Origin of the sequence: Enterobacter sp. ODB01, from assembly GCF_001623605.1 — a bacterium.
In the GTDB taxonomy this organism is placed as follows: Bacteria; Pseudomonadota; Gammaproteobacteria; order Enterobacterales; family Enterobacteriaceae; genus Enterobacter; species Enterobacter kobei.
Genome location: NZ_CP015227.1, coordinates 1,216,019 through 1,237,246 on the forward strand (window position 1 = coordinate 1,216,019; position 21,228 = coordinate 1,237,246).

12 protein-coding genes are annotated in these 21,228 nt (G+C 56.8%); 2 read left to right on the forward strand and 10 right to left on the reverse strand.

Going from position 1 to position 21,228, the window contains the following annotated elements:
* Window positions 1-38 precede the first annotated feature (38 nt).
* Window positions 39-1,361: an MFS transporter gene (locus A4308_RS05900; RefSeq protein WP_045281298.1), complete on the forward strand. Its 1,323-nt coding sequence runs from the start codon at window positions 39-41 to the stop codon at window positions 1,359-1,361.
* Between the two features lie 94 nt (window positions 1,362-1,455).
* Here the strand turns inward: A4308_RS05900 and A4308_RS05905 are convergent, their stop codons facing one another.
* Both A4308_RS05905 and pdeH read right to left on the reverse strand, forming a co-directional pair.
* A complete protein-coding gene (locus tag A4308_RS05905; protein WP_045281297.1) occupies window positions 1,456-3,498 on the reverse strand; it encodes an AsmA family protein in 2,043 nt (680 codons plus the stop codon).
* Window positions 3,499-3,563: 65 nt separating this feature from the next.
* Window positions 3,564-4,337, reverse strand: a complete 774-nt coding sequence (gene pdeH / locus A4308_RS05910) for a cyclic-guanylate-specific phosphodiesterase (protein WP_014885595.1) — start codon at window positions 4,335-4,337, stop codon at window positions 3,564-3,566.
* Between the two features lie 229 nt (window positions 4,338-4,566).
* On the opposite strand from pdeH, the gene A4308_RS05915 reads away from it, so the two are divergent.
* On the forward strand, window positions 4,567-5,496 hold the full coding sequence (locus tag A4308_RS05915; protein ID WP_014885596.1) for a sugar kinase: 930 nt from the start codon (window positions 4,567-4,569) through the stop codon (window positions 5,494-5,496).
* A 63-nt stretch (window positions 5,497-5,559) separates the two neighbouring features.
* Here the strand turns inward: A4308_RS05915 and A4308_RS05920 are convergent, their stop codons facing one another.
* The 8 genes from A4308_RS05920 to bcsQ all read right to left on the reverse strand — a co-directional run bounded on the left by A4308_RS05920 (window position 5,560) and on the right by bcsQ (window position 21,218).
* Complete coding sequence (locus A4308_RS05920) at window positions 5,560-7,047, reverse strand: M16 family metallopeptidase (RefSeq protein WP_045281296.1); 1,488 nt, start codon at window positions 7,045-7,047, stop codon at window positions 5,560-5,562.
* Between the two features lie 226 nt (window positions 7,048-7,273).
* Window positions 7,274-8,560, reverse strand: coding sequence for a dicarboxylate/amino acid:cation symporter (locus A4308_RS05925; protein WP_014885598.1), 1,287 nt, complete (start codon window positions 8,558-8,560; stop codon window positions 7,274-7,276).
* Between the two features lie 159 nt (window positions 8,561-8,719).
* The gene (gene hmsP / locus A4308_RS05930; RefSeq protein ID WP_014885599.1) at window positions 8,720-10,726 is read right to left on the reverse strand and encodes a biofilm formation regulator HmsP; all 2,007 of its coding nucleotides are present in this window, start codon (window positions 10,724-10,726) and stop codon (window positions 8,720-8,722) included.
* 119 nt (window positions 10,727-10,845) lie between these two features.
* Window positions 10,846-14,328 (reverse strand): cellulose synthase complex outer membrane protein BcsC, encoded by a 3,483-nt coding sequence (bcsC, locus tag A4308_RS05935; protein WP_045281295.1) that lies wholly within the window; start codon window positions 14,326-14,328, stop codon window positions 10,846-10,848.
* On the reverse strand, window positions 14,310-15,416 hold the full coding sequence (gene bcsZ / locus A4308_RS05940; RefSeq protein WP_045135438.1) for a cellulose synthase complex periplasmic endoglucanase BcsZ: 1,107 nt from the start codon (window positions 15,414-15,416) through the stop codon (window positions 14,310-14,312). The genes bcsC and bcsZ overlap by 19 nt, the downstream gene beginning before the upstream one ends.
* A gap of 6 nt (window positions 15,417-15,422) precedes the next feature.
* On the reverse strand, window positions 15,423-17,843 hold the full coding sequence (gene bcsB / locus A4308_RS05945) for a cellulose biosynthesis cyclic di-GMP-binding regulatory protein BcsB (protein WP_045135437.1): 2,421 nt from the start codon (window positions 17,841-17,843) through the stop codon (window positions 15,423-15,425).
* Window positions 17,844-17,853: 10 nt separating this feature from the next.
* Complete coding sequence (gene bcsA / locus A4308_RS05950; protein ID WP_014885602.1) at window positions 17,854-20,469, reverse strand: UDP-forming cellulose synthase catalytic subunit; 2,616 nt, start codon at window positions 20,467-20,469, stop codon at window positions 17,854-17,856.
* The gene (gene bcsQ, locus A4308_RS05955) at window positions 20,466-21,218 is read right to left on the reverse strand and encodes a cellulose biosynthesis protein BcsQ (RefSeq protein WP_014885603.1); all 753 of its coding nucleotides are present in this window, start codon (window positions 21,216-21,218) and stop codon (window positions 20,466-20,468) included. The genes bcsA and bcsQ overlap by 4 nt, the downstream gene beginning before the upstream one ends.
* Window positions 21,219-21,228: the final 10 nt, after the last annotated feature.

Genomic DNA, 21,228 nt, shown 5'->3' on the forward strand with positions numbered 1-21,228 from the left:
AATATGGCCTTTCGTTCGATAAAAAATAAGAAAATATTATGCAAGCAACAGCCACAACACTCGACTCTGGCGCGGAAAACGTCCCGTTCAACTCGCGCAATAAAGTTGTCGTCGCATCGCTGATTGGCACCGCCATTGAGTTCTTCGACTTTTACATTTACGCCACCGCTGCGGTCATCGTCTTCCCGCATATTTTCTTCCCGCAGGGAGACCCGACGGCGGCGACGCTGCAGTCTCTGGCAACCTTTGCTATCGCGTTTGTTGCACGTCCGATTGGCTCTGCGCTGTTTGGACACTTTGGCGACCGTATTGGTCGTAAGGTCACCCTGGTGGCCTCGCTGCTGACGATGGGGATCTCCACCGTGGCGATCGGCCTGCTGCCGACCTACGAAACCATTGGCATTCTGGCGCCGGTCCTGCTGGCGCTGGCGCGTTTTGGTCAGGGTCTGGGGTTGGGCGGTGAATGGGGTGGCGCGGCGCTGCTGGCGACCGAAAATGCCCCGCCGCGTAAACGCGCGCTGTACGGTTCATTCCCGCAGCTTGGCGCGCCGATTGGCTTCTTCTTTGCCAACGGGACCTTCCTGCTGCTTTCCTGGCTGCTGACGGATGAACAGTTCATGAACTGGGGCTGGCGTATTCCGTTTGTCTTCTCTGCCGTGCTGGTGCTGATTGGCCTGTATGTCCGCGTGTCCCTGCATGAGACGCCAGTGTTCGCGAAAGTGGCCGCGGCGAAAAAACAGGTGAAAGTCCCGCTGGGCACGCTGCTGACCAAACACGTCCGCGTCACCGTGCTGGGCACGTTCATCATGTTGGCAACCTATACGCTGTTCTACATCATGACGGTTTACTCCATGACCTACAGTACTGCCGCCGCGCCGGTTGGGCTGGGTCTGCCGCGTAACGAAGTACTGTGGATGTTGATGATGGCGGTCATCGGGTTTGGTGTGATGGTGCCGATTGCCGGCCTGCTGGCGGATAAATTCGGTCGTCGTGCGAGCATGATTACGATCACCACGCTGATCATTCTGTTTGCCCTGTTCGTCTTCCCGCCGCTGCTGGGTTCGGGTAGCCCGGCACTGGTGATGGCCTACCTGCTGATTGGCCTTAGCCTGATGGGGCTCACCTTCGGCCCAATGGGCGCGCTGCTGCCAGAGCTGTTCCCGACGGAAGTGCGTTATACCGGTGCGTCGTTCTCCTACAACGTCTCTTCCATTCTGGGGGCGTCCGTTGCGCCATACATCGCCACCTGGCTGCAGGCAAATTATGGTCTGTTCTACGTGGGCGTTTACCTGGCGGCCATGGCGGCGCTGACGCTGATTGCGCTGCTGCTGACGCATGAGACTAAGCATCAGGCACTGTAAGCTCATGCCGGGTGGCGGCTACGCCTTACCCGGCCTACGATTCAACATGTAGGCCGGGTAAGCGCAGCGCCACCCGGCAAAAACATCCCGCATCTTACTTCTTCATCTGCGACAAAATTGTCCGACACTGGTTCGCCTCACCTTCTGACGGCGAGATCAATGCCAGCAGCGCGGCGGCTGGGGTGACCAGCGTCGCGAGGGCTGCGGCCACCGCACCACGCGCGATCAGCGGCCCGGGCTTCACGCCTGCCTGCGGATTTTTAAAGGTGCCGCGGACATAAAGCGGCGAGCGCAGGGTAATAATACGGATCCCTTTACTTTCCGGGTCGATCGTCAAATCCAGCTGCTCTGAGGCCATGCTGGCGGTACCGGTCACGTTAATCACCGCGTTTTCCGTGTCGAAGGCAAAAATCTGCGGACGCGCCACGCCGTTAACCAGATCCAGATTGGCCGCGGCGCAGTTCACCCGCACCTCGTCATCCCCGAAAATTTGCCCGATGATAAAGTTGCCCACGTTCAGCCCCAGGATCTCCATCAGGTTGCGGCTGACCAGGCCGTCGTTCATCAGCAGTTTCAGGTTACCATTGCCGCTGCCCAGCAGCGCCGCCACGGAATTCCCTACCCCGCGAATGTCCGCGTCACCGTTCATTTCACCGAGGGTTTTCTGCATCAACTCCACGTTTGGCATCAACTCTTTCAGCTTCAGCCTGCGGGCCTGAATTTCGGCGCGCCCCTGCATCGGCTTTTTATCGCCCTCGAGGTGAATGTTCGAGGAAATCGTTCCGCCCGCCATACCAAACTTCAGCGGCTGCAGGCGCAGATCGGCGTTTTTAAGAATGACATGCGTCGAGAGATCGCTCAGCGGCAACGTGCTGCCATGCTCAATTTTACGCCCTTTGAAGCGTACATCGGCATCCATCACGTCCCATTTGTCAGTTTCGAAGCGATCGTAAGGCAGCACTTTCCCCGCAGGCTGAACGTCCTTTTTGACCTCTTTCGACTTCGTGCCTTTGCCCGAATCCACGCCAATCAACGGGCCCAGATCGGCCAGACGTAGCTGGCGGGACTCCACATCCCCTTCCAGTTTCGGGCGCGGTTTTCCGGTGGTGTAGGTTAGCGAGCCGTGGATATCACTGTCACCGATGCGGCCGTTAAAATCCCGGTAGTCAAAGACAGACGATTTTTCGGTGTCGATTTTGGCAACCAGATGCCCGTCCGTTTCGAACGGCGGCGTATCGGGCAGCAACACACCGGTCAGCTCATACAGTTCACCCAGCGAATCACCGGCAAATTTCAGCCGCAGATCCACGCCCCCCATGTTCATCGGGTCGTTGACCGTGCCCACGAATGCCACGCGCGTATTCCCTGAACGGAAATCTGCCTGCACCGGGAACGGCGTACCTTCGCTCCTGAGCGCCAGCATGCCGCCCATTTTTCCTTTCCCACTCAGCGGCTGGCCGTTGTAGCGCCCTTTGGCCGTCAGTCCGAAAACATAATCTCCCGCCTTGGCGTTATCGCCTTTCGCCTGGTTGCCCGTCACTTCGCTAAACGGTAGCGGTTTACCCAACGGATCGACCAGGAGCTCCACATCCGCCTTGCTGACCTTATCGTCGATGGCGATCCGCCCGCGATCGAAAAGAATATTGTCCAGACGGAATGACCATGAAGAGGGCCGGGCATTAGGATCTTTTTCGCCGTCGCTGGCAAGGTTAAACGTCCAGTTGTTGTTCTTTTCAGAAAGGCGGATCAGACGCGCATCGGGCTGCTGGAGTTTAATCCACGGCAGATAGACGGTTTTGGTCAGGAGCGCTAACGGCGCCAGCGTGGCTTCAACGCGTGGCAGATGGACCATGGTGACGTCCGGAATATCCGGCGGGTTGCCGAGAATAATGTCGTCGGCGTGGACGTGCGGCCAGGGGATCCAACTTCGCCAGCCGGTCTCCTGTTTCTGACGTTCCCATACCACGCCCAAATCGCCGCGGATGGCGAAGGGACGGTTCAGCTCAGCTGAGACTTTCTGGTTGATGGTCGGCTTAAGGCGATTCCAGTCAAACGTCGCAATAATGACGACGATAACCACGATCAACAACAAGAAAATCCCTGTAGTCCAGGAGATAACCCTGGTTGTCTTTGTCATTTTTATCCCCTTTCCTGATGGCCTGTCCTGTAAAACTATAGTCCAGACAAGGGGAAACGGGCGGATCAGAGGTTAGTTATGACGGTATCGAGGGTATCCATAGGAACCGGACGAGAGAGGAAATAACCTTGTGCGGCAGCAGCGGGTGAGTTTTGCACATCGCGCCACTCTTCCAGCGTTTCCACACCTTCGACAATCACCCCTTTGCAATAGCGGTTCATCAGCTGCAATAACAGCGTAAACAGGTTTCGCCCTTCCGGGGTCTGACGCAGCATAATAAACAGATCGCGGGCCACTTTGATGTAGTCATAACGCACTTCGCTCAGCGCAGAGAAGTTCGCCATGCCCGTACCAAAGTCATCCAGCCACAGCGGGCCAAATTCACACATCGAGGCAAACGAGGAGTCCTGCGGCAGCCGGACGTGCTCCACCAGTTCAAAACGCATCCACGGCAGAGTGGCGATCAGTTCCTGCAACTTTGCATTCTGACGCAGCGCCAGCAGTGTCGGGCCATCCACGTTAACCGAGGCGAGGATATTGTGCCGATCGAAAAAGGCCTGTTTGGTCGCCAGCATACGAAGCTGCTCTTCCAGCACGTCAAGGCGCTGGCGAACGGCAACTTCGGCAAAATAGCGATCTGGCGCGATACGCTGTAAAGGGTTTGACGGGTGCGTAACGACGGTCAAAATTTCAATGGCCATCAGTCGACCGTCCGTTCGGTAGATCGGCTGATAGGTATACGCACGCTCACATTGCAGCCAGTAGCGATGCTCCTGCAAGTTCTCAATACTTGCCTCAGGCGTAGTGCTCAGCCGCTGGATAACCTGCTCTGACTTCATTTCAGATGTCCTGTTGTTGGATGGCCTTTCTGGACTCGTCACTGGGTTATCGGCGCGACAATTGAGAACTTTATGTTCAATTCACCGGGAAAATGAAATTAAGATGACAGAAATTTGCCGGAACACGTGCTGGCTCAAATTAAATAATGGAACGTTGTTTTAATATAGTTGACCATCTAATTCACTCAGCGCACACTGCTGATAAATTCTTCTGTTCAGGTTCACGACTATGTCCAAAAAAATTGCCGTGATTGGCGAATGCATGATTGAGCTGTCCCAAAAAGGCGCGGAAGTCAGCCGCGGATTTGGTGGCGACACGTTAAACACTTCCGTCTATATCGCCCGTCAGGTTGCGCCAGAAGCACTCTCCGTGGACTATGTTACCGCCCTCGGCACGGACAGCTTCAGCCAGCAGATGCTGGAAGCCTGGCAGAATGAACATGTGGGCACCGCGCTGATCCAGCGTATGGAAAACCGCCTTCCCGGGCTTTACTACATCGAAACCGACAGCACCGGCGAACGCACGTTTTATTACTGGCGTAACGAAGCCGCGGCGAAGTTCTGGCTGGAGAGCGATGCAGCCCCGGCCATTTGTGAAGCACTGGCAAGCTTTGACTATCTCTATCTGAGTGGGATCAGCCTGGCGATCCTCAGTCCAGTCAGCCGCGAAAAGCTGCTGTCGCTGCTGCATAAATGCCGCGCCAACGGCGGTAAGGTGATTTTTGATAACAATTACCGTCCACGCCTGTGGGCCAGCCGTGAAGAGACGCAGCAGGTTTATCAGCAGATGCTGCAGTGCACGGACATTGCGTTCCTGACGCTCGACGATGAAGACGCCCTGTGGGGTGAGAAGCCCGTAGATGACGTGATTGCACGCACGCAGGCGGCGGGCGTAAGCGAAGTCGTCATTAAGCGCGGGGCGGAATCATGTCTGGTCGCGATGGCGGGTGAAGCGGTGGTTGAAGTCCCGGCGGTGAAGCTGGCCAAAGAGAACGTGATTGATACGACAGCGGCAGGGGACTCCTTCAGCGCGGGTTACCTGGCGGTACGTCTGACCGGGGGAACGCCGGAAGCCGCGGCACAGCGCGGACACCTGACGGCCAGCACCGTGATTCAGTATCGCGGGGCGATTATTCCGCGTGAGGCGATGCCTGTTTAACCAAAGTACGGGCTGATGCCCTCACCCTGGCCCTCTCCCACAGGGAGAGGGCATGTCTACGCATTACTGTCCTTGCGGAATATCCGTCGCGTCCGGGTGTAAATCATCCGCTGCGGTCGCCGGCTGCGGCGCGGTAACCATAATAGAATCCCAGGTCTTCTGAAGTTCCTTCATGTCATATTCCGGCTCGCCTTTCGGCTGCATAAGGATCAATGCCATATCCTGCGACAGCTGCTGACGTAAATCCTGATTTAACATATCCACGGTCAAACCGTTCAGGAAATCCTGACGAAGCTTCTGGTACTGTTCAGGCGCAATGTCGACAACCTGATTCTGCAGGGAGCGGATGCGCTGGCTGATCAGAATATCGGTATCGGCACGCGCGTAGGTCGCAAACAGCTTCTGCAGCTCCAGTTTTTTCTGGGCCACCAGCGCATTGAACTCCTCTTCAGAGAGGCCCTCATTACGCACTTTTGCCAGCTCTTTGGCGACCACAGCCAGATTCGCATTCAGCTTATCGCCCGGCGATTCAACGTTAATGGCACATTGCGCACGCTGGAAAAGCACGCGACAGTCAAAGCCAAGACCAATATTCTTCACGTTATTCTTACTGAGCGTCTGCTGAACGTGCCAGAACAACGCTTCACGCGCCAGGTCGGCACGCCAGTAGCGCAGCAGCGCGGCGGACTCGCGGATAGGCTGCCAGGCGTTATCCCACATCACGGAGAGTCGGTCCTGACGCACGGTGTCCGTCATAATGCTGACAGGCTCGGCGCGCAGCGGAGAGAGTGTCGGAACCGGGGCAGGCGTTTCACGCTTGCCTTTCAAATCGCCAAACGCTTTGTTGATCTGTTCAACCACCGCGCGGCTATCGACATTACCAACCACAATCAGCGTCATGGCGTCCGGGGTGTACCATTTCTGGTAGAACGATTTCACCTGTTCGGCATCGACCGGCTGCTTCAGCGGCTCCGCCGGATCGTGACCCAGCAACGTTGAACCTTTCAGACGGTAGCGCCACCAGCCCTCTTTGGTATCCGCAGGCCAGGTCGCCACCATGTCGCTGTTGCTCAGCGCATAGTTAACGGTATCCGGCGTAATCGCCAGGTTGCCTGAGGCATCAGCGAGATAGGTCAGCGCTTCTTTGAGCAGATCGTTACGGTTATTTGGCAGGCTCAGGTTAAACATGGTGTAGTCATAGGAGACCACAGCCGGAGGCAGCGGGCGTTTTGGATCGATGGCCTGTTGCCACAGCGAACGCACCTGAACCGCTTGCAGGCTGCCGCTCTGAGTGAGCGCCAGACGGGGAATAAAATGGCTAAAACCGGTTTGCTGAGTACTTTCCGTAAGGGAGCCGGTATTAACGGACAGACGGATTTCAACACGATCGCTCGGACGTTGCGGGGTGGATAAAACCTGCCACTGGAAACCGTTCGCTAACGTGCCTTGTTGCCAGGCCGGGTCTGGCTGGAGCGCATCTGCCTGCACATAACTGGCTGCTGCCATCATCAGCAAACCGCCGGTTAAGAGTCGAATTTTTGTGCCCTGCATGTGAACCCCTGATCAACATTCCTGGTTAAAAAGAGTGTCTCGCGACGCGCTGCACTCTAAAAGATGACGATGAAAACACGTCGATTAGACCGCGCGTTCGGCAAAACGTCACGGTCCGAAGTGAAATATACCCAAAAAAAATCTTGTCGAATTATGACAGGTATGAAGGGTTATTATGCGCAGGAGCCCGCATCCCGACAAGGGAATGCGGGCATTTGTAACAAGATTAGGAGGTTAAACCAGGAGTTTTGCTATCAGACACGCGATTATTCAGCGTATCGTCGAGTTTTTTGTGATCCAGCTCTTTCACCCATTTCGCGACAACGACCGTCGCCACACCGTTACCTACCAGGTTGGTTAATGCGCGCGCCTCGGACATAAATCGGTCAATACCGAGAATCAGCGCCAGGCCCGCCACCGGCAGATGCCCCACCGCAGAAATGGTGGCCGCCAGCACGATAAAGCCACTGCCCGTTACGCCTGCCGCGCCTTTCGAGGAGAGCAGGAGCACCACCAGCAGGGTGATCTGATGGAAAATATCCATATGGCTGTTGGTCGCCTGAGCGATGAACACCGCCGCCATCGTCAGGTATATCGACGTACCATCAAGGTTGAAGGAGTAGCCCGTCGGGATCACCAGCCCGACCACCGACTTACGGCACCCAAGCTTTTCCATCTTGTCGAGCATACGCGGCAGCGCCGATTCTGAAGAAGAGGTCCCCAGCACAATCAGCAACTCTTCACGAATGTAACGGATAAATTTGAAGATGTTGAAACCTGTCGCACGGGCAATGGAGCCCAGCACCACCACCACGAAAAGAATACAGGTGATATAGAAGCAGATAATCAGCTGGCCCAGCTGCACCAGCGTACCGACGCCATACTTACCGATGGTGAAGGCCATCGCACCGAAGGCACCGATTGGCGCCAGGCGCATGATCATATTGATGATGCCAAAGATGACCTGTGAGAAGCTCTCAATCACGTTAAAGATAAGCTGGCCTTTGCTGCCCAGACGGTGCAGGGCAAAGCCAAACATGACGGCAAACAGCAGTACCTGCAGAATGTTTCCGCTGGCAAACGCGCCAATGACGCTGCCGGGTATCACGTCCAGCAGGAAGGCTACCACGCCCTGATCCTTCGCCTGCTCGGCATAGACCGCGACCGCTTTGGCATCGAGCGTTGAGGGGTCAACGTTCATGCCCGCACCAGGCTGGACCACGTTAACGATAATCAGACCAATAATCAGCGCAAGGGTACTGACCACTTCGAAATAGAGCAGCGCCACAGCACCGGTACGGCCTACCGCTTTCATGCTTTCCATGCCAGCGATGCCCGTGACAACCGTACAGAAGATTACCGGGGCGATGACCATTTTGATGAGCTTCACGAACGCGTCGCCAAGCGGTTTCATTTGCGCGCCCAGCTCAGGGTAGTAATGCCCCAGCAAAATACCGATGGCGATGGCTGTCAGGACCTGGAAATAGAGACTTTTGAAGAGTGAGGTTTTCATAAGGTGTCCTTGGGAAGAAAAACCACAGGTTTTGTAAGGTTATGGTTAACCTGCGGCTCTAAAATAACACCCGTATAACAGGACAGAAATAAACTCAGTTCAAATTTGAAACACAAATGTTAAGAACTTTGAGCTGGCTCGCACAAGCCAGCAACAAAATTACACTTTTGCGTGATTGTCAGCACCGGGAAGGTAGCGTTGTTCAAAGACATCTGCAGGAACAGCAGCGGCAAAAAGGAAGCCCTGACCGCTCTCTACGCCCGCCTCTGCCAGCCAGATGCGCTGCGCGTCGGTTTCAATCCCCTCGGCAATCAGATGCAGATTGAGACTGCGCGCCATCTGAATAATGGCCTGCACCATGCTGCTGTCCTCTGGCAGCCCTTCGACAAACGCTTTGTCGATTTTCAGCACATCCACCGGCAGGGTTTTCATATGCTGAAGCTGACGCAGCCCGGCGTAGCCCATACCAAAATCGTCCAGAGCGATGCGAATGCCGGCATTGCGCAGCGGCTTCAGAATGGCAACGGCTTCGTTAGGATCGTCAATGCGTCGGCTCTCCGTCACTTCCAGCGTCAGCGTATCAGGCTTGATCCGGTAGCGATTGATCAGCTCCAGCATTTCGGAAACCATCGTCGGATGCATGAGCTGCAACGCAGACAAATTAACCGACAGCGGCAGCGTCACGCCGCGCTCCTGCCAGGCGGCAAGCTGGCGGCAGGACTCCTCCAGCACCCAATAACCGACGGTGACCATCAGGCCACAGGATTCAATGCGTTCAATCAGCCCCTCCGGCAGCTCCCATGAGCCGTCCGGCTGCTGTACACGGAGCAGCGCCTCGGCGCTTTTTACTTCACCCGTCTGTAGATTCACCTGCGGCTGTAGCCAGAGAGCAAACTGACGGTTATCCAGCGCGGTCAGGATGTCGCTCTCTTCCGTCAGGCGCTGCTGCGCCTTTTCCATCTGTTCCGGGTCGAAGAATTGGATCTGATTTTTGCCTTTGCGCCGGGCGGTAAACGCCGCCGAGAACGCGCGGCGATACAGCTGCTCCGCCGTTAAATCACCGTAGTACATGGCGATACCGATACTGGCGCTTGGACGCAGCTGGATCCCCTGAACAGGCAGTCGCTCATTAATGACAGTGAGCACTTGCTGACCTAATGTGATGGCATGCCACGGCTCTTTCACGCCGTTGGCTATCACCACCAGGTCGTAACCGCTGACCTGCGTCAGCACCATGCGCGGGGCCAGGACAGATTTCACCTTTTCCACCAGCGTCAGCAGCAGCATTTCACGCTGGCTCTCCTTGAGCACGCCCGCCGTATCCTGCAGGGTTTCACAGGCGATCACCATCAGCGCCGTGGTTTGCTGGCGCGCAACCGTCTGCTCCAGCATCGCCATCAGAAACGCCTTATTAGGAAGTTCTGACACCGGGAATCGCGTGGCGCTGTTATTTAACTCATCCTGCTGACGCTGGATGCGCTGCTGGTTGAGGTTATAGCTGCGTACCAGCATCCCGATCTCATCGTCATGATGAAGGCGCGGCAGTTCAAGCTGGTGACCCATCTGATCCTGCGGCGCAAGCGCATTCAGCTCGCGGGCGATACGGCGCAACGGATGCACAATCAACCGGTTAATACACCAGGTTAACGCCACGCTGAGAATCAGGGTCATAAGTAAGCAAGTGGTCACTAACGTAACCACCCAACTCATGACGAACTTATACATGCGATACGAGTCTGCCTGCAGGACCAGGTAGGCCAGCGGCTGCGGATTGGCAGGACGTTCCAGCGAATAGAGAGGCAGAGAAATTTGCACCGGCAGTTCAAACAGGCGCATGACCATCATCGGGACGGGGCGTTCCGGGATAAAGCTCATCCGCAGCGCCTGGAACTGGTTGGGCAAGACGACATCCGCGCGGCTCACGATGCCAGCAGGCTGAATGCGTTTTAAAATGGTTTCCGCTTCGGGAATATCCCCTTTCAGGATCGAGGCGGAGAGTGGGCCGCGCACCGAGCGGGCGATACTTTCTAACTGCGAAGCCGTGTTATAGCGATTCTGCTGCACGGAATGAAACAGCAAAATGACGCAGAAAAGCAGGACAAACAGCATCGTGACGGCAGACACCATCGCCATCTGTTTGATCGTTAAGGAACGGCTGACACGCAAAATGACTCTCCACAAAACTCGAAGCGCAGGGCGCGCCAGGGTGTAAACCTGGCGCGCCTGAGTATACCCGATTGCTGTGCTATTAAGAGAGACTTACAAATGGATTAAGGAAAATCCGATTACCAGTCCGCGTAAGGAATGAGCGGCTGCGGCGGTAAGTCCATATCGCCCTGCCAGCCTGCGGCAGAGTAACGCACATAAATCAGCGCATGGCTTGGGGTATAGTCTTTCGCTTCCTGAATATCCACGCCCATGCCTACAAACCAGTTGGACGTGACCCGGCGTTCGATAATCGCCCGTGCGGTATAACCCGTGCCGGAGCTGCTGCTGCCGGTTTCCATCGCCCCCCGGTCAGTATAGCGGCCGGGTTCATCGGTCGGGATCAGACTCTGAATCGGGTAGCGCAGTTCATCTTTGGTTTTGGAGTGTGACCAGGAGACAGAGCCGCCCAGCTCCCAGGACCAGTTTTCCGTGCGTTTACGCCAGGTCACCGGCAGTGCGAAGGAGACATACTCCTGCGGGCTGTAATAGCCGCCCTGACCCAGGGTATATCCGCTCAGGTCTTTGTCGTAATGCCAGAGCATATTGGAGACGCCGACCGTCAGGCGCTCGTTGTTTTTATTAATGAGCTTGTAGTAGTAACCCGTCATCCAGCGGACGCGCCAGTTATCTTCCACATTTTTACCCGTCAGCGTTTCTGCGTTCAGGCTTGACCAGACGCCGTTCGCCTCACCTTTGTCATAGCTGATGCTTACGCCCCCCCCGGTCGCACGTACGCCGCCCCAGGTGGTGCCGGTATTGGTATCTTTCTGCCCGGCGAAGGCCAGCAGTGAACTGGAGATTGGCCGACGATGGGCATTGACGGTATAACCGATGGGACCCAGATCGCTGCTGTAGCTCAGGCCGCCCACCACGTCGACGACGTCAAAGCCCATCGGGGTGGTACCAATATCCATCGACCAGGTTTTATTCTGCCAGCCGACGGCGACGCTGGCGCCACTGTCACTCTGATGGGTGCTGCCGCTACACGGTGTTTCGTAGCAGGTCCCCCATTTAGGGTCGTACGTACCGTTATTGTTATCAAATGAACCGGCGTCCATATTGACCAAATCGCTTCTGAAGAACATGCGGCCATCAGAGAGCGGGGCATCGACCTGGAGCATGGTGGTATGGGCTTTCAGATCGGAATAGCCCCCCGTGCCGCTGGAGCCCCAGTAATCGTGCTGCAGCGTGACGTTAACATCCTGCTGACGGTACAAATCACCGGCGTCACTCCGTACGCCGCGCTTCAGCCAGTCATCTTTTTCATCGTTACGCGTCAGACGGGTGAAACTGTCGTTGTCCACCGGACGGGTCGTCGTGATGCCTGATGACACCATCGCGTCTTTATACGTCTCCAGCGCTTGCTGAGGCTGACCGTTCTGCGCCTGGAAGCGCGCGGCATCACGTAACACCAGCGCATTTTCCATTGAGGCAGGCTGCGATTTGGCCTGCGGAATGATGTTGTTGAAGGTTTGCTCTGCGGCGGCGGAATCGCCCAGCCCCGCCTGCGCCATCGCGATCCGACGCTGCATATTGAGGGATAACGGTTCGCCATTCTGCGCGGCAGGCAGTTTCGCCAGCTCGGCACGCGCAGCGTCCTTGTTACCTTGCGCGCTATAAATCTCGGTCAGACCGAGGATCGCGTCCTCGTTCTGCGGCTCACGCTGCAGGACGGCGTTGTACGTCGTTTTCGCCGATTCCAGATCGCCACGCTGCTGCGCCCAGTCGGCCAGCGTTAAGTCGATACGGGTAGAGGTCGGCTGCTGACGCAGAAGGTTTTCCGCCTCCTGCTCTTTACCGCTGTCGCGCAGGCGGTTGGCGGTTTCCAGCACCTGGTTACTTTGCAGACGGTCGGCCAGTTCCTGAATGTTGCCATTCCACTGGCTACGCGGCAGCGTATCCAGATGCGCCAGCGCGGCCCGGTCCTGATTGTTCCCGGAGAGATAGAGCCCGTTGGCATACACCTGATCCGGGTCAGACGGTTTCTGGCTGGCAAGCTGGCGCATCAGGGTGTCCGCCTGGCTGCGCTGGCCCGCGCTGTAGAGATCGCGCGAGAGACGATACGTTATCCAGACGTCGCCTGGCGAGAGCGCCAGACGGCGGCGCTGTATTTCTGCTGCCTGGGCGTATTTCCCCTGATTCTCCAGCTGTTCGGCCTGGGCAGACAGTTGCTCGTTAGTCAGGCTACGTTCAATATCATCAATGCTCCGGCGCTGGCTGGCAGAAAGCGACTGGATAAACTGCGAGGCTTTCTCCGGTGACTGTGCGCGGTAAATATTGGCCAGACCGCGAACCGCATTGCTGTTACCGCTGTCCATACGCAACGCCTGACGATAATAACGCTCCGCCGCATCGTTATCTTTACGTGCCGCCGCGGCATCACCCAGGCCCAGCACCGCGTAACTGTCGGTATTGTCGATGTTACGTGCCTGCTGATAGTAACGTTCCGCCTGTGACGGGTTATACGCCTTGAGCGCCGCATCGCCCTGCTGGATCAGCAGCCAGTAGCGGTTGACCTTCAGCAAACTGTCCCATTTACCCCGGTTATCGCTCTGCGGGTCGAGGGCTATGGCCTTTTCGAACTGCGCCACCGCGCGGGCACGATCGCCTTTCTGGGAATAAGCCTGTCCCAGGGCACCCACCGCTTCACTGTCAGCATGGTTGGCGCTGACGGCTTTTTGCAGCTCCGCAACCGCCTTACTCCCCTGCCCGGCATCCACTGCCGCCAGACCTTCCGCTTTCGCCCGGAAGGCCGGGTCTGCGAGCTGTTTTTGCTGCGCTTCAAGCTGGGCACGCGCCGCCGCGACGCTATCGCCGTCGCTGAAAACGCTCAGGTATTTTTGCAACGCGCTGACGCTGGCGCTGCTGGCAGGCTGGTCTTTGATCTGCTCATACCACATGTCAGACGCCTGGCTGCGGCCGCCGGTCGATTTAGCCATCTCCCGCAGGACCGCAAAGCCCTCATCACGGCGCCCGCTCTGGAACAGGAGCTGGGAAAGCGTCGTCTGCAGCTGCGTATTACCGGGGCTGCTGCTGTTAATTTTTTTCAGCTGGTTAATGGCCGCATTGCGGCGGGCAGGATCTTTCGCCACCACATTCCAGTATTCCGTCGCCACGTCGCCACCCGGCGGGTTGCCGTCAAAGAGCTTGTCATAGGCGGCAATCGCCTCCTGAGTGTGCCCTGTCGTGGCGAGCAAGCGCGCCTGCTGTAACTGCTGTCGGCCATCCGGGGTGGAAAGCAGCATCGTATTGCGTGAGGACTGATACGCGCTGGAGCCCGGAGCGATCCCTTTCAGGCGATCCAGCTCTTTTTGCGCACCGCCGGTATCGCCCTGGCGCAGCAGGTAACGAAAACGGGCGGCGATAACATCAGGGTTGTTCGGATCAATCAGTTCAAGACGATAGAGCGACTGACGAACCAAATCCTCACGCTGTGTCGACTCGCCCAGCCGAACCTGCTCCAGCAGCTGTTTCTGCTGCGGAGAGTTAACGGCCTGCGCCAGCGGCATCAGTGCCAGCCCAAGCGATAAAGTGAGTAAATTTACTGTGAACTTGCGCATTCCTGGCCCCAATCCGGTATTAAGTCACCTTTAGCGGTGAAGCGAAAACGATGCTGATCCCATCCCTGACCAAAGAGAGTCAGTACATAGCTGTAATAGGCGTTGTTATCGGGAAAATGGTCTGCAACGCGCTGGCGCTGAACCGCCTGAGCATCGCGCTGTTGTAAAAACGGCAGCATGGCGGCAGAGAACCCGACCGGACCATTGCCGGTGCGTTTACCCGTCGCCACGTCCACTTTTTCCGGCGGCACGCCCTGTTTCATTGTTTTTGCCGCCATCGGCTGGAAGCGCGTCAGCAACCGGGCTTTCTGAGGGTCTTTATCACTCATCATGCCCACCCAAAGATAGACACGAATAGCGTCGTAGCCCCCTACCAGCGCTTTATCCTGCTTTAACTGCCAGCCTCTGTTTTTCTGATACTGCACCCAGTCCGGCGAGAACCCCTTTGGCGCGCTTTCCAGCAGCAGTCGCAGATTCGTTTCACGAAGCGTGGTCCACGGGGCACCAAAGCGGGTGAAATAGCTTGCTAACTGCGGAGGAAGATAGCTGGGGTTAAAGCGCCAGGCGTTTTCATCAGCAAAACCGACTTTACCCGGAAGCAGCATGGCGCCGAGCCCTGGTACTTTCACCACTTCCTCACCGGCAATGCGTTTCAACAGCGCCTTACCCGTGCGGGTGTAGTCCGGATGTTTCCATAACCGGCCCGCTTCAAGCAGTGACCAGGCGATCCAGACATCGGCATCTGAGGCGGAGTTGGTATCAATCACCGCCCAGTTTTCTTTGTCTTTCTGCCCCCAGAGCCAGGCAGGGAGATGGTCGTTGAGATTGCCGCCGGCAAGGTTATCGCGCGTCCATGTCAGTATTTGCTCAAACGCGCGGCGATCGTTGGCGGCCAGGGCAAAGAACAACGCATAGCTTTGCCCTTCCGACGTCGTAATTTTGCGCGTGTCACTGGGATCAATGACGCGCCCGCCCTCGCTGATGTAATCCTTTTTGAACTGCTCCCAGGCAGGCCAGGTACAGGCGGCGCGAAGAGGAAGCGCCGCCAGCATCAACGCTGCTACTGCACACCAGCGAAAGGCTTTCATCACATCTTACTCATCCGGGTTGAGGCGACGACGGCTGATGATACGCAGCAGACGCCACAGCACCCATGCCAGCAAGACCACGCTGACCGCGGCCAGGATGGCGAGCAGAACCGGATGGTTAGACAGCGCATACCACAGGCGTTCGAACCACGGCAGATGGCCGACGTAGTACACATCACCCACGCGCAGGCTGTTGACGCCAGACTCACGGATCACCGACACAGAGCCAAACATCGCGGCACGTTTACCACTGTCGTTCATCGCCGTATTCAGCAGTTCATAGCCACGCGGGCTGTCCGCCAGAAGCGCCACCACGCTACGCTGATCGTTATAAGGTGACTGGAAGCCCACTACCGCAGCCATCGCCCCCTGAGAGGTGACGGCCGTCTGCGCGCTGGCCTGGCGATCGTTCGCATCCGGCATGATGCTCGGGAAATCGGTCTGGCGCAGCGGGGTGTTAACCCAGGACTCCGTGGCTTTCACCAGCAGATCGATACGCTTATCATCCTTCAGCTTATCCGGAATCGTACCGATGACCATGATGTCAGCGTCTTTGTTCTGGATCTGGCTGCCATCGTCCGTCAACGTGACGTTAATTGCCGGCAATCCCGTCTGGGCCCCAACGGTTGCTATGGTATCAAGCAGGGTTGTCACCTGACCTTCGTTTGGCGCTTTTGGCATCACAACGATGGACTCAGAGAGATCGGCCATGCGGCTGAACGGGAAGCCTGCATTAGCAAAGGCGCGCAGATCCGGCATCGCCAGGAAGTGATAGTACTTCGAGAAGTCGATGGTCGACTCATCGCCGATGACAACGTGGTTCTGAACCTGCTGGAAGGTGATGCAGTTATCCACCGAACCGCCAGGCATCGGGTTCATGTACTGGAAGTCAAAACGCAGCTGGTTGATTGCCCCAAGCTTCAGTGCCGGAATGGAGACATCCGTTTTACCGTCCAGCAGCCCCTGCAGCACCGGCAGGCGAAGCATCAGTCGGTTAGTGTCCTGGGTACTTTGCAGGCTGAACGATTGCAGGAACTGGTTGTTCAGGCTGATATCCATGCGCGAGCTGTCTTTCGTCGCTGGGGCGGTATAGCGGTAGTTAAGATTGATATCAATGCCGTTGGTACGCAGCAGGTACAGATCCGGCGGCAGGTTCAATGACAGGCTAATAGGCGAGGGTTCAAGCCCGGACGCCTGCAGCTGCTCTTCATAGGTTTTCAGCTCACCAAACGTCACGACACGGTCGGTACGCACCCAGTTTGGCGCATCATAAGGTTTACGCGCCAGCAGCGGCTTGACCTCGTCCACCACGACGCTGTTGCCGCGGAAAAGAACGTTGCCCTGGGCAATCGCTTTTGCCGCCTGGACCAGATCTTTATCGTCACGACCAAAGACCACTAGCAGCTTCACGTACGGGTTATCCGGGTGGCTGACCATCTCAATGGTTGGCGCTTTGACTTCAGGATGATCGCGCAGGAAGGCAGGACGTTTCGCGTTAGTGGCAAATACAATCGCGTTTCTGTCCGGCATTTTGTCATACATCACCGGGAAGTTCTGACCACGCCAGCCGGAACGCGAACCAAACCAGGAAGCCACAATGGTGGCCGCCAGCTGCTCGGTTACGTCCGGGGACGACGCAAACACCATCGGCAGCGTGAGCGGACGGTTATCACGAGGATCGAAGAACGGCACCGGGAAGGCGGAGAGATCGTTCTTCAGCGCCAGGGACTGATAGGTCATCTGCAGCGAGGAGTTACGCCCGATGTCCATCCACAGCGTGTTGCTGGCCGGGTTTTCACAGACATCGCGGTAGTGACCCACAAACTCCAGACGAATGCGGTTAAAGTCGGTAATGAACAGCGGGTTAATCGGCACCTGCGCCTGCGTTTTCTTACCCAGTTGTTCTTTGGTAACCGGCAGTACGTCCATCAGCTCATCGTTCAGGTAAACCTTCAACTGAGACTGGGTCGGCAGCAGGGACGGCGACGGGGTATATTCAAGGTTCAGCACGGCATTCGAGACGACTTCATCGCTGCGCATGCCAAATTCAATGCCGCCATTAGGATTGATGCCGCGCAACACCATGCTGCCCGGCGGCGGCGCGATTTGCGCGAAGGTCAGCTTGACGTCGCGTGACGGGGCATTTTCCGCGACAACGGGCGCATTCGCCCCCCGAACACCCGGCATCACCTGTCCGATAACCGGGTTCTCGGCGGGTAGAGTGTTCCCCTCCGTTGGCTGGTTCGGAATGACATTTTCTGTTTGACCGGGCGCGGCAGTAATAACCGGATCGGTTGCCTGCGCGACCACAGGCACTGTTGGCGCAGGCGTTGCCGCTGCGTTATCAGGCTCTGCGTTAGCCATTGTTGCGGGGAGCGCACTCATCCCCATTGCCACTGCACATAACCAGGAAAGTTTTGTTTTCATCGCGTTATCATCATTGTTGAGCCATAACCGGGTCCGCCTGCTTCGCCTCATCCCGCTCAGGACGACGAGGAATGAACGATACGACCCAGGAAACCAGCGAAGTAAGTGACCGGAAAATTAATTTCACCGACGACGGGGCAAATTCTGCAAGGTGACGATAGCCACGGAACCCCAGCTTCAGAATATCCAGCAGGCTTTCCAGAGGTTTATCTTCCGGGAAGCTGTCCTGCCAGAGAGCCCATGTATCCGCACGGGCAAACGTACACTGCACAAAATCAATGTGTTGCTTTTTGGTCAACGGCATCAGTTGCAGACCGACTTCATTGCCCGCCACACGCGCTACCTGCGTCGGGAAGACATACTCCTGCTGGCCACGCTTAAGCAGCAGGTTAACTTTTTGCCCTTCCAGCACTTTCGCCTGGCCGTTGATTTTGATCCCCAGACCACCGTCAGAGAAGTCGTGCACGGTACAGGAGAAGAGGTGACCATCTTCACGGGCAATCGCCGCGGGCATGCAGATTTCAACGCGATGCGCGCGACGAACCTGTTTACTCTCCACCGACACCGCCACCGCGCCGCCAAGAATAATCAGGTTGTAGAAGACCCAGGCCATACTCACAAAGACGGTCAGGATTTCATTTTCAGGGCCGTAGAAGTAACGCCAGATACCGGCGATGACGCCAACGATGTTCAGCAACACCAGGAAGATATACGGACGGGAGATCACCCAGTCGACGTACTCCTCTTCCACCAGCCCCCCCTTCGCGGTGACGTTGAATTTCCCTTTATGCGGGTTGATCAGCGCCACCATCGTTGGCGGCGCAATGTACCAGGCCAGCACCGTTTCGTAGATTTCACTCCAGAAGGAATGGCGATATTTACCCTGAATCTTCGAGTTCGTCAGGCTCGCGTGGATCATGTGCGGCAGAACAAACAGCGCAATCATCAGCGCCGGGGCGTAGATGATATAGGCGTGAAGGAGCAGAAACGCCAGCGGCGCGGTCAGGAAGATCAGCCGCGGGATGCCGGATAAGAAGTGGAACATCGCGTTGACGTAGCAGAGACGCTGCGCCAGCTTGAGCCCTTTCCCTATCAGTGGATTATCGAGACGGAAAATCTGCACCATGCCGCGCGCCCAGCGAATACGCTGACCAATGTGCGCCGAGAGCGATTCCGTCGCCAGACCGGCGGCCTGAGGAATACGCATATAGGCCGAGGTATAACCCCGACGGTGCAGACGCAACGAGGTGTGCGCATCTTCAGTCACCGTTTCGACGGCAATACCGCCAATTTCATCCAGCGGTTTACGGCGGATAACCGCACAGGAGCCGCAGAAGAACGTGGCGTCCCACATGTCGTTACCATCCTGCACCAGACCATAGAACAGCGTGCCTTCGTTCGGGGTCTTACGGAAACGGCCAAGGTTGCGTTCAAACGGGTCCGGCGAGAAGAAGTGGTGCGGCGTCTGCATCATCGCCAGCTCTTTCTCTTTCAGGAACCAGCCCATGGTCATCTGCAGGAACGATCGCGTAGGTACGTGGTCGCAGTCAAAGATCGAGACAAACTCCCCGGTGGCATACTTCAGCGCGTTATTGATGTTACCGGCTTTAGCATGTTCGTGCGTCGGACGGGCGATGTATTCGACGCCGACCTCTTCCGCGAACTGGCGGAACGCTGGGCGGTTGCCGTCATCCAGGATCCAGACCTTGAGTTTATCTTTCGGCCAGTCGATGCCGAGCGCAGCATAAATGGTGTTTTTCACCACGCTCAGGTCTTCATTGTAGGTTGGGACGAAGAGATCGACAGTCGGCCACGTCGTGGTGTCCTTCGGCAGCGGCACGGGCTGGCGATTGAGCGGCCAGATGACCTGGAAATACCCCAACACCAGCACAATCCAGGCATAGGTTTCGGCAAACAGCAGAATCAGACCGCAGACCAGACTCACCGGGTCGTCCCAGTTCAGCGTTGAGGTATAACGCCACCAGATATAGCGGCAGGAAACGGTCAGCGACAGCACAATCAGCATCAGCGCCGAGAAGCGGCCCGGAATACGACGCACCAGCAACGCCACGCCCCACAGCAGGATCAGGAAGGTGAACTGCGCCAGGGGATTGAAGGGTTGCGTAATACAGACCAGCGCCAGAATCAGTGAGAACACGACAATCACGCCGAGGATAAAACGCCGCAGGCCCGGGTGGAGGTGCCCGAGCTCTTTTTGGTTATCCAGATGGCTGGTTTTGTCGGTCACGCTGTCAGGCAATTTATCCAGCCACTGGTGATAGCGCTCGCGCAGCTGTTGAACGCGGGAGAAACTGCGCCAGTGCGGCGTCTGGCGTTCTCGCTGCGACGAGGTGACGACCAGCCAGACGGCCTGAATGAGATAACGCGCCGGATCCAAAGGCCGCGGCCGGTCAGGGTTAATGTGTGGATATAATTCATTATGGTGCGCACGTATGCGCTGCCAGCGCGGATGTTCAAGCGGAATGAACATCCAGGCCATAATCATCCAGAAACATCCAAGCGCGGCACTGAATGCCGAGGCACCATGCCGGCGAAAATGTCGGTAGCGTTCGCTCAGACGCGCATTAACCGGCGGGATAAGGAACCAACTGGCGAGTCGACTCATACCGAACTCCCTGCCGGCTCCGCCGCGTTGGCGAAGTTCAGCAGACACCAGTTAGCCAGCGTGAGGATCTCTTCTGCCGCCAGGGAATCGCTGCGGTACTCGCCGAGCGGCTGCTTGGAGGCCAGGGATTCTGCCATTCCTTCATCCCGGTGAATCACAATGGGTAGCAGGCGACGCTGACTCTGTAGCCAGACCTGGTAGAGATCGTCCTGGATCTGGCTCCCGATGCGTAAGTCGTTAATCAGGAGGTGCGCATTCTGCGGCAGCCCCTGTTGATGCAGACGAATATGGCAATTTGCATCCACGTTGACGATGGAGAGAACATGATCGCACTGCGCGATAAGCTGCCGGGTTAACGTCCCGGCGCCGTGCGGCAGATCCACCAGGATCCACTGGTAGTGGCCTTTTTCTTTCAGACTTTGCAATGCAAGCGTGAACTGCGAAAACAACCGCTGATAAGCGGCTTCATTCTCACGTTCGGTGGTGGTGAGCTGACCAAAAGGCAGTAAATCAAGCTGAGAGGTATAGCGCAGCCCTGCATCCCGCCAGTCTTTATCATCAAGCAACGCGCGTGCCCAACCCGCTTCACGAGTGAAGTCGACGTTGAACGACATACGCAGCAAATTATCGGCGCAGGCGTCAATCACCAACACCGATTCACCTAAAAGCTGTAATGACCACGCCAGCGCCGCGGTAACGGATGTGGTACCCACACCGCCACGGACACCCTGTAATCCGAGTATGGCCATCAATGGCTCC

What these genes read in the sequence shown, in the direction of transcription:
- A4308_RS05900 (WP_045281298.1), top strand. Translation starts at nt 39, where the DNA reads ATGCAAGCAACAGCCACAACACTCGACTCTGGCGCGGAAAACGTCCCG.
- A4308_RS05905 (WP_045281297.1), bottom strand. Translation starts at nt 3,498, where the DNA reads ATGACAAAGACAACCAGGGTTATCTCCTGGACTACAGGGATTTTCTTG.
- pdeH (WP_014885595.1), bottom strand. Translation starts at nt 4,337, where the DNA reads ATGAAGTCAGAGCAGGTTATCCAGCGGCTGAGCACTACGCCTGAGGCA.
- A4308_RS05915 (WP_014885596.1), top strand. Translation starts at nt 4,567, where the DNA reads ATGTCCAAAAAAATTGCCGTGATTGGCGAATGCATGATTGAGCTGTCC.
- A4308_RS05920 (WP_045281296.1), bottom strand. Translation starts at nt 7,047, where the DNA reads ATGCAGGGCACAAAAATTCGACTCTTAACCGGCGGTTTGCTGATGATG.
- A4308_RS05925 (WP_014885598.1), bottom strand. Translation starts at nt 8,560, where the DNA reads ATGAAAACCTCACTCTTCAAAAGTCTCTATTTCCAGGTCCTGACAGCC.
- bcsC (WP_045281295.1), bottom strand. Translation starts at nt 14,328, where the DNA reads ATGCGCAAGTTCACAGTAAATTTACTCACTTTATCGCTTGGGCTGGCA.
- bcsZ (WP_045135438.1), bottom strand. Translation starts at nt 15,416, where the DNA reads ATGAAAGCCTTTCGCTGGTGTGCAGTAGCAGCGTTGATGCTGGCGGCG.
- bcsB (WP_045135437.1), bottom strand. Translation starts at nt 17,843, where the DNA reads ATGAAAACAAAACTTTCCTGGTTATGTGCAGTGGCAATGGGGATGAGT.
- bcsA (WP_014885602.1), bottom strand. Translation starts at nt 20,469, where the DNA reads ATGAGTCGACTCGCCAGTTGGTTCCTTATCCCGCCGGTTAATGCGCGT.
- bcsQ (WP_014885603.1), bottom strand. Translation starts at nt 21,218, where the DNA reads ATGGCCATACTCGGATTACAGGGTGTCCGTGGCGGTGTGGGTACCACA.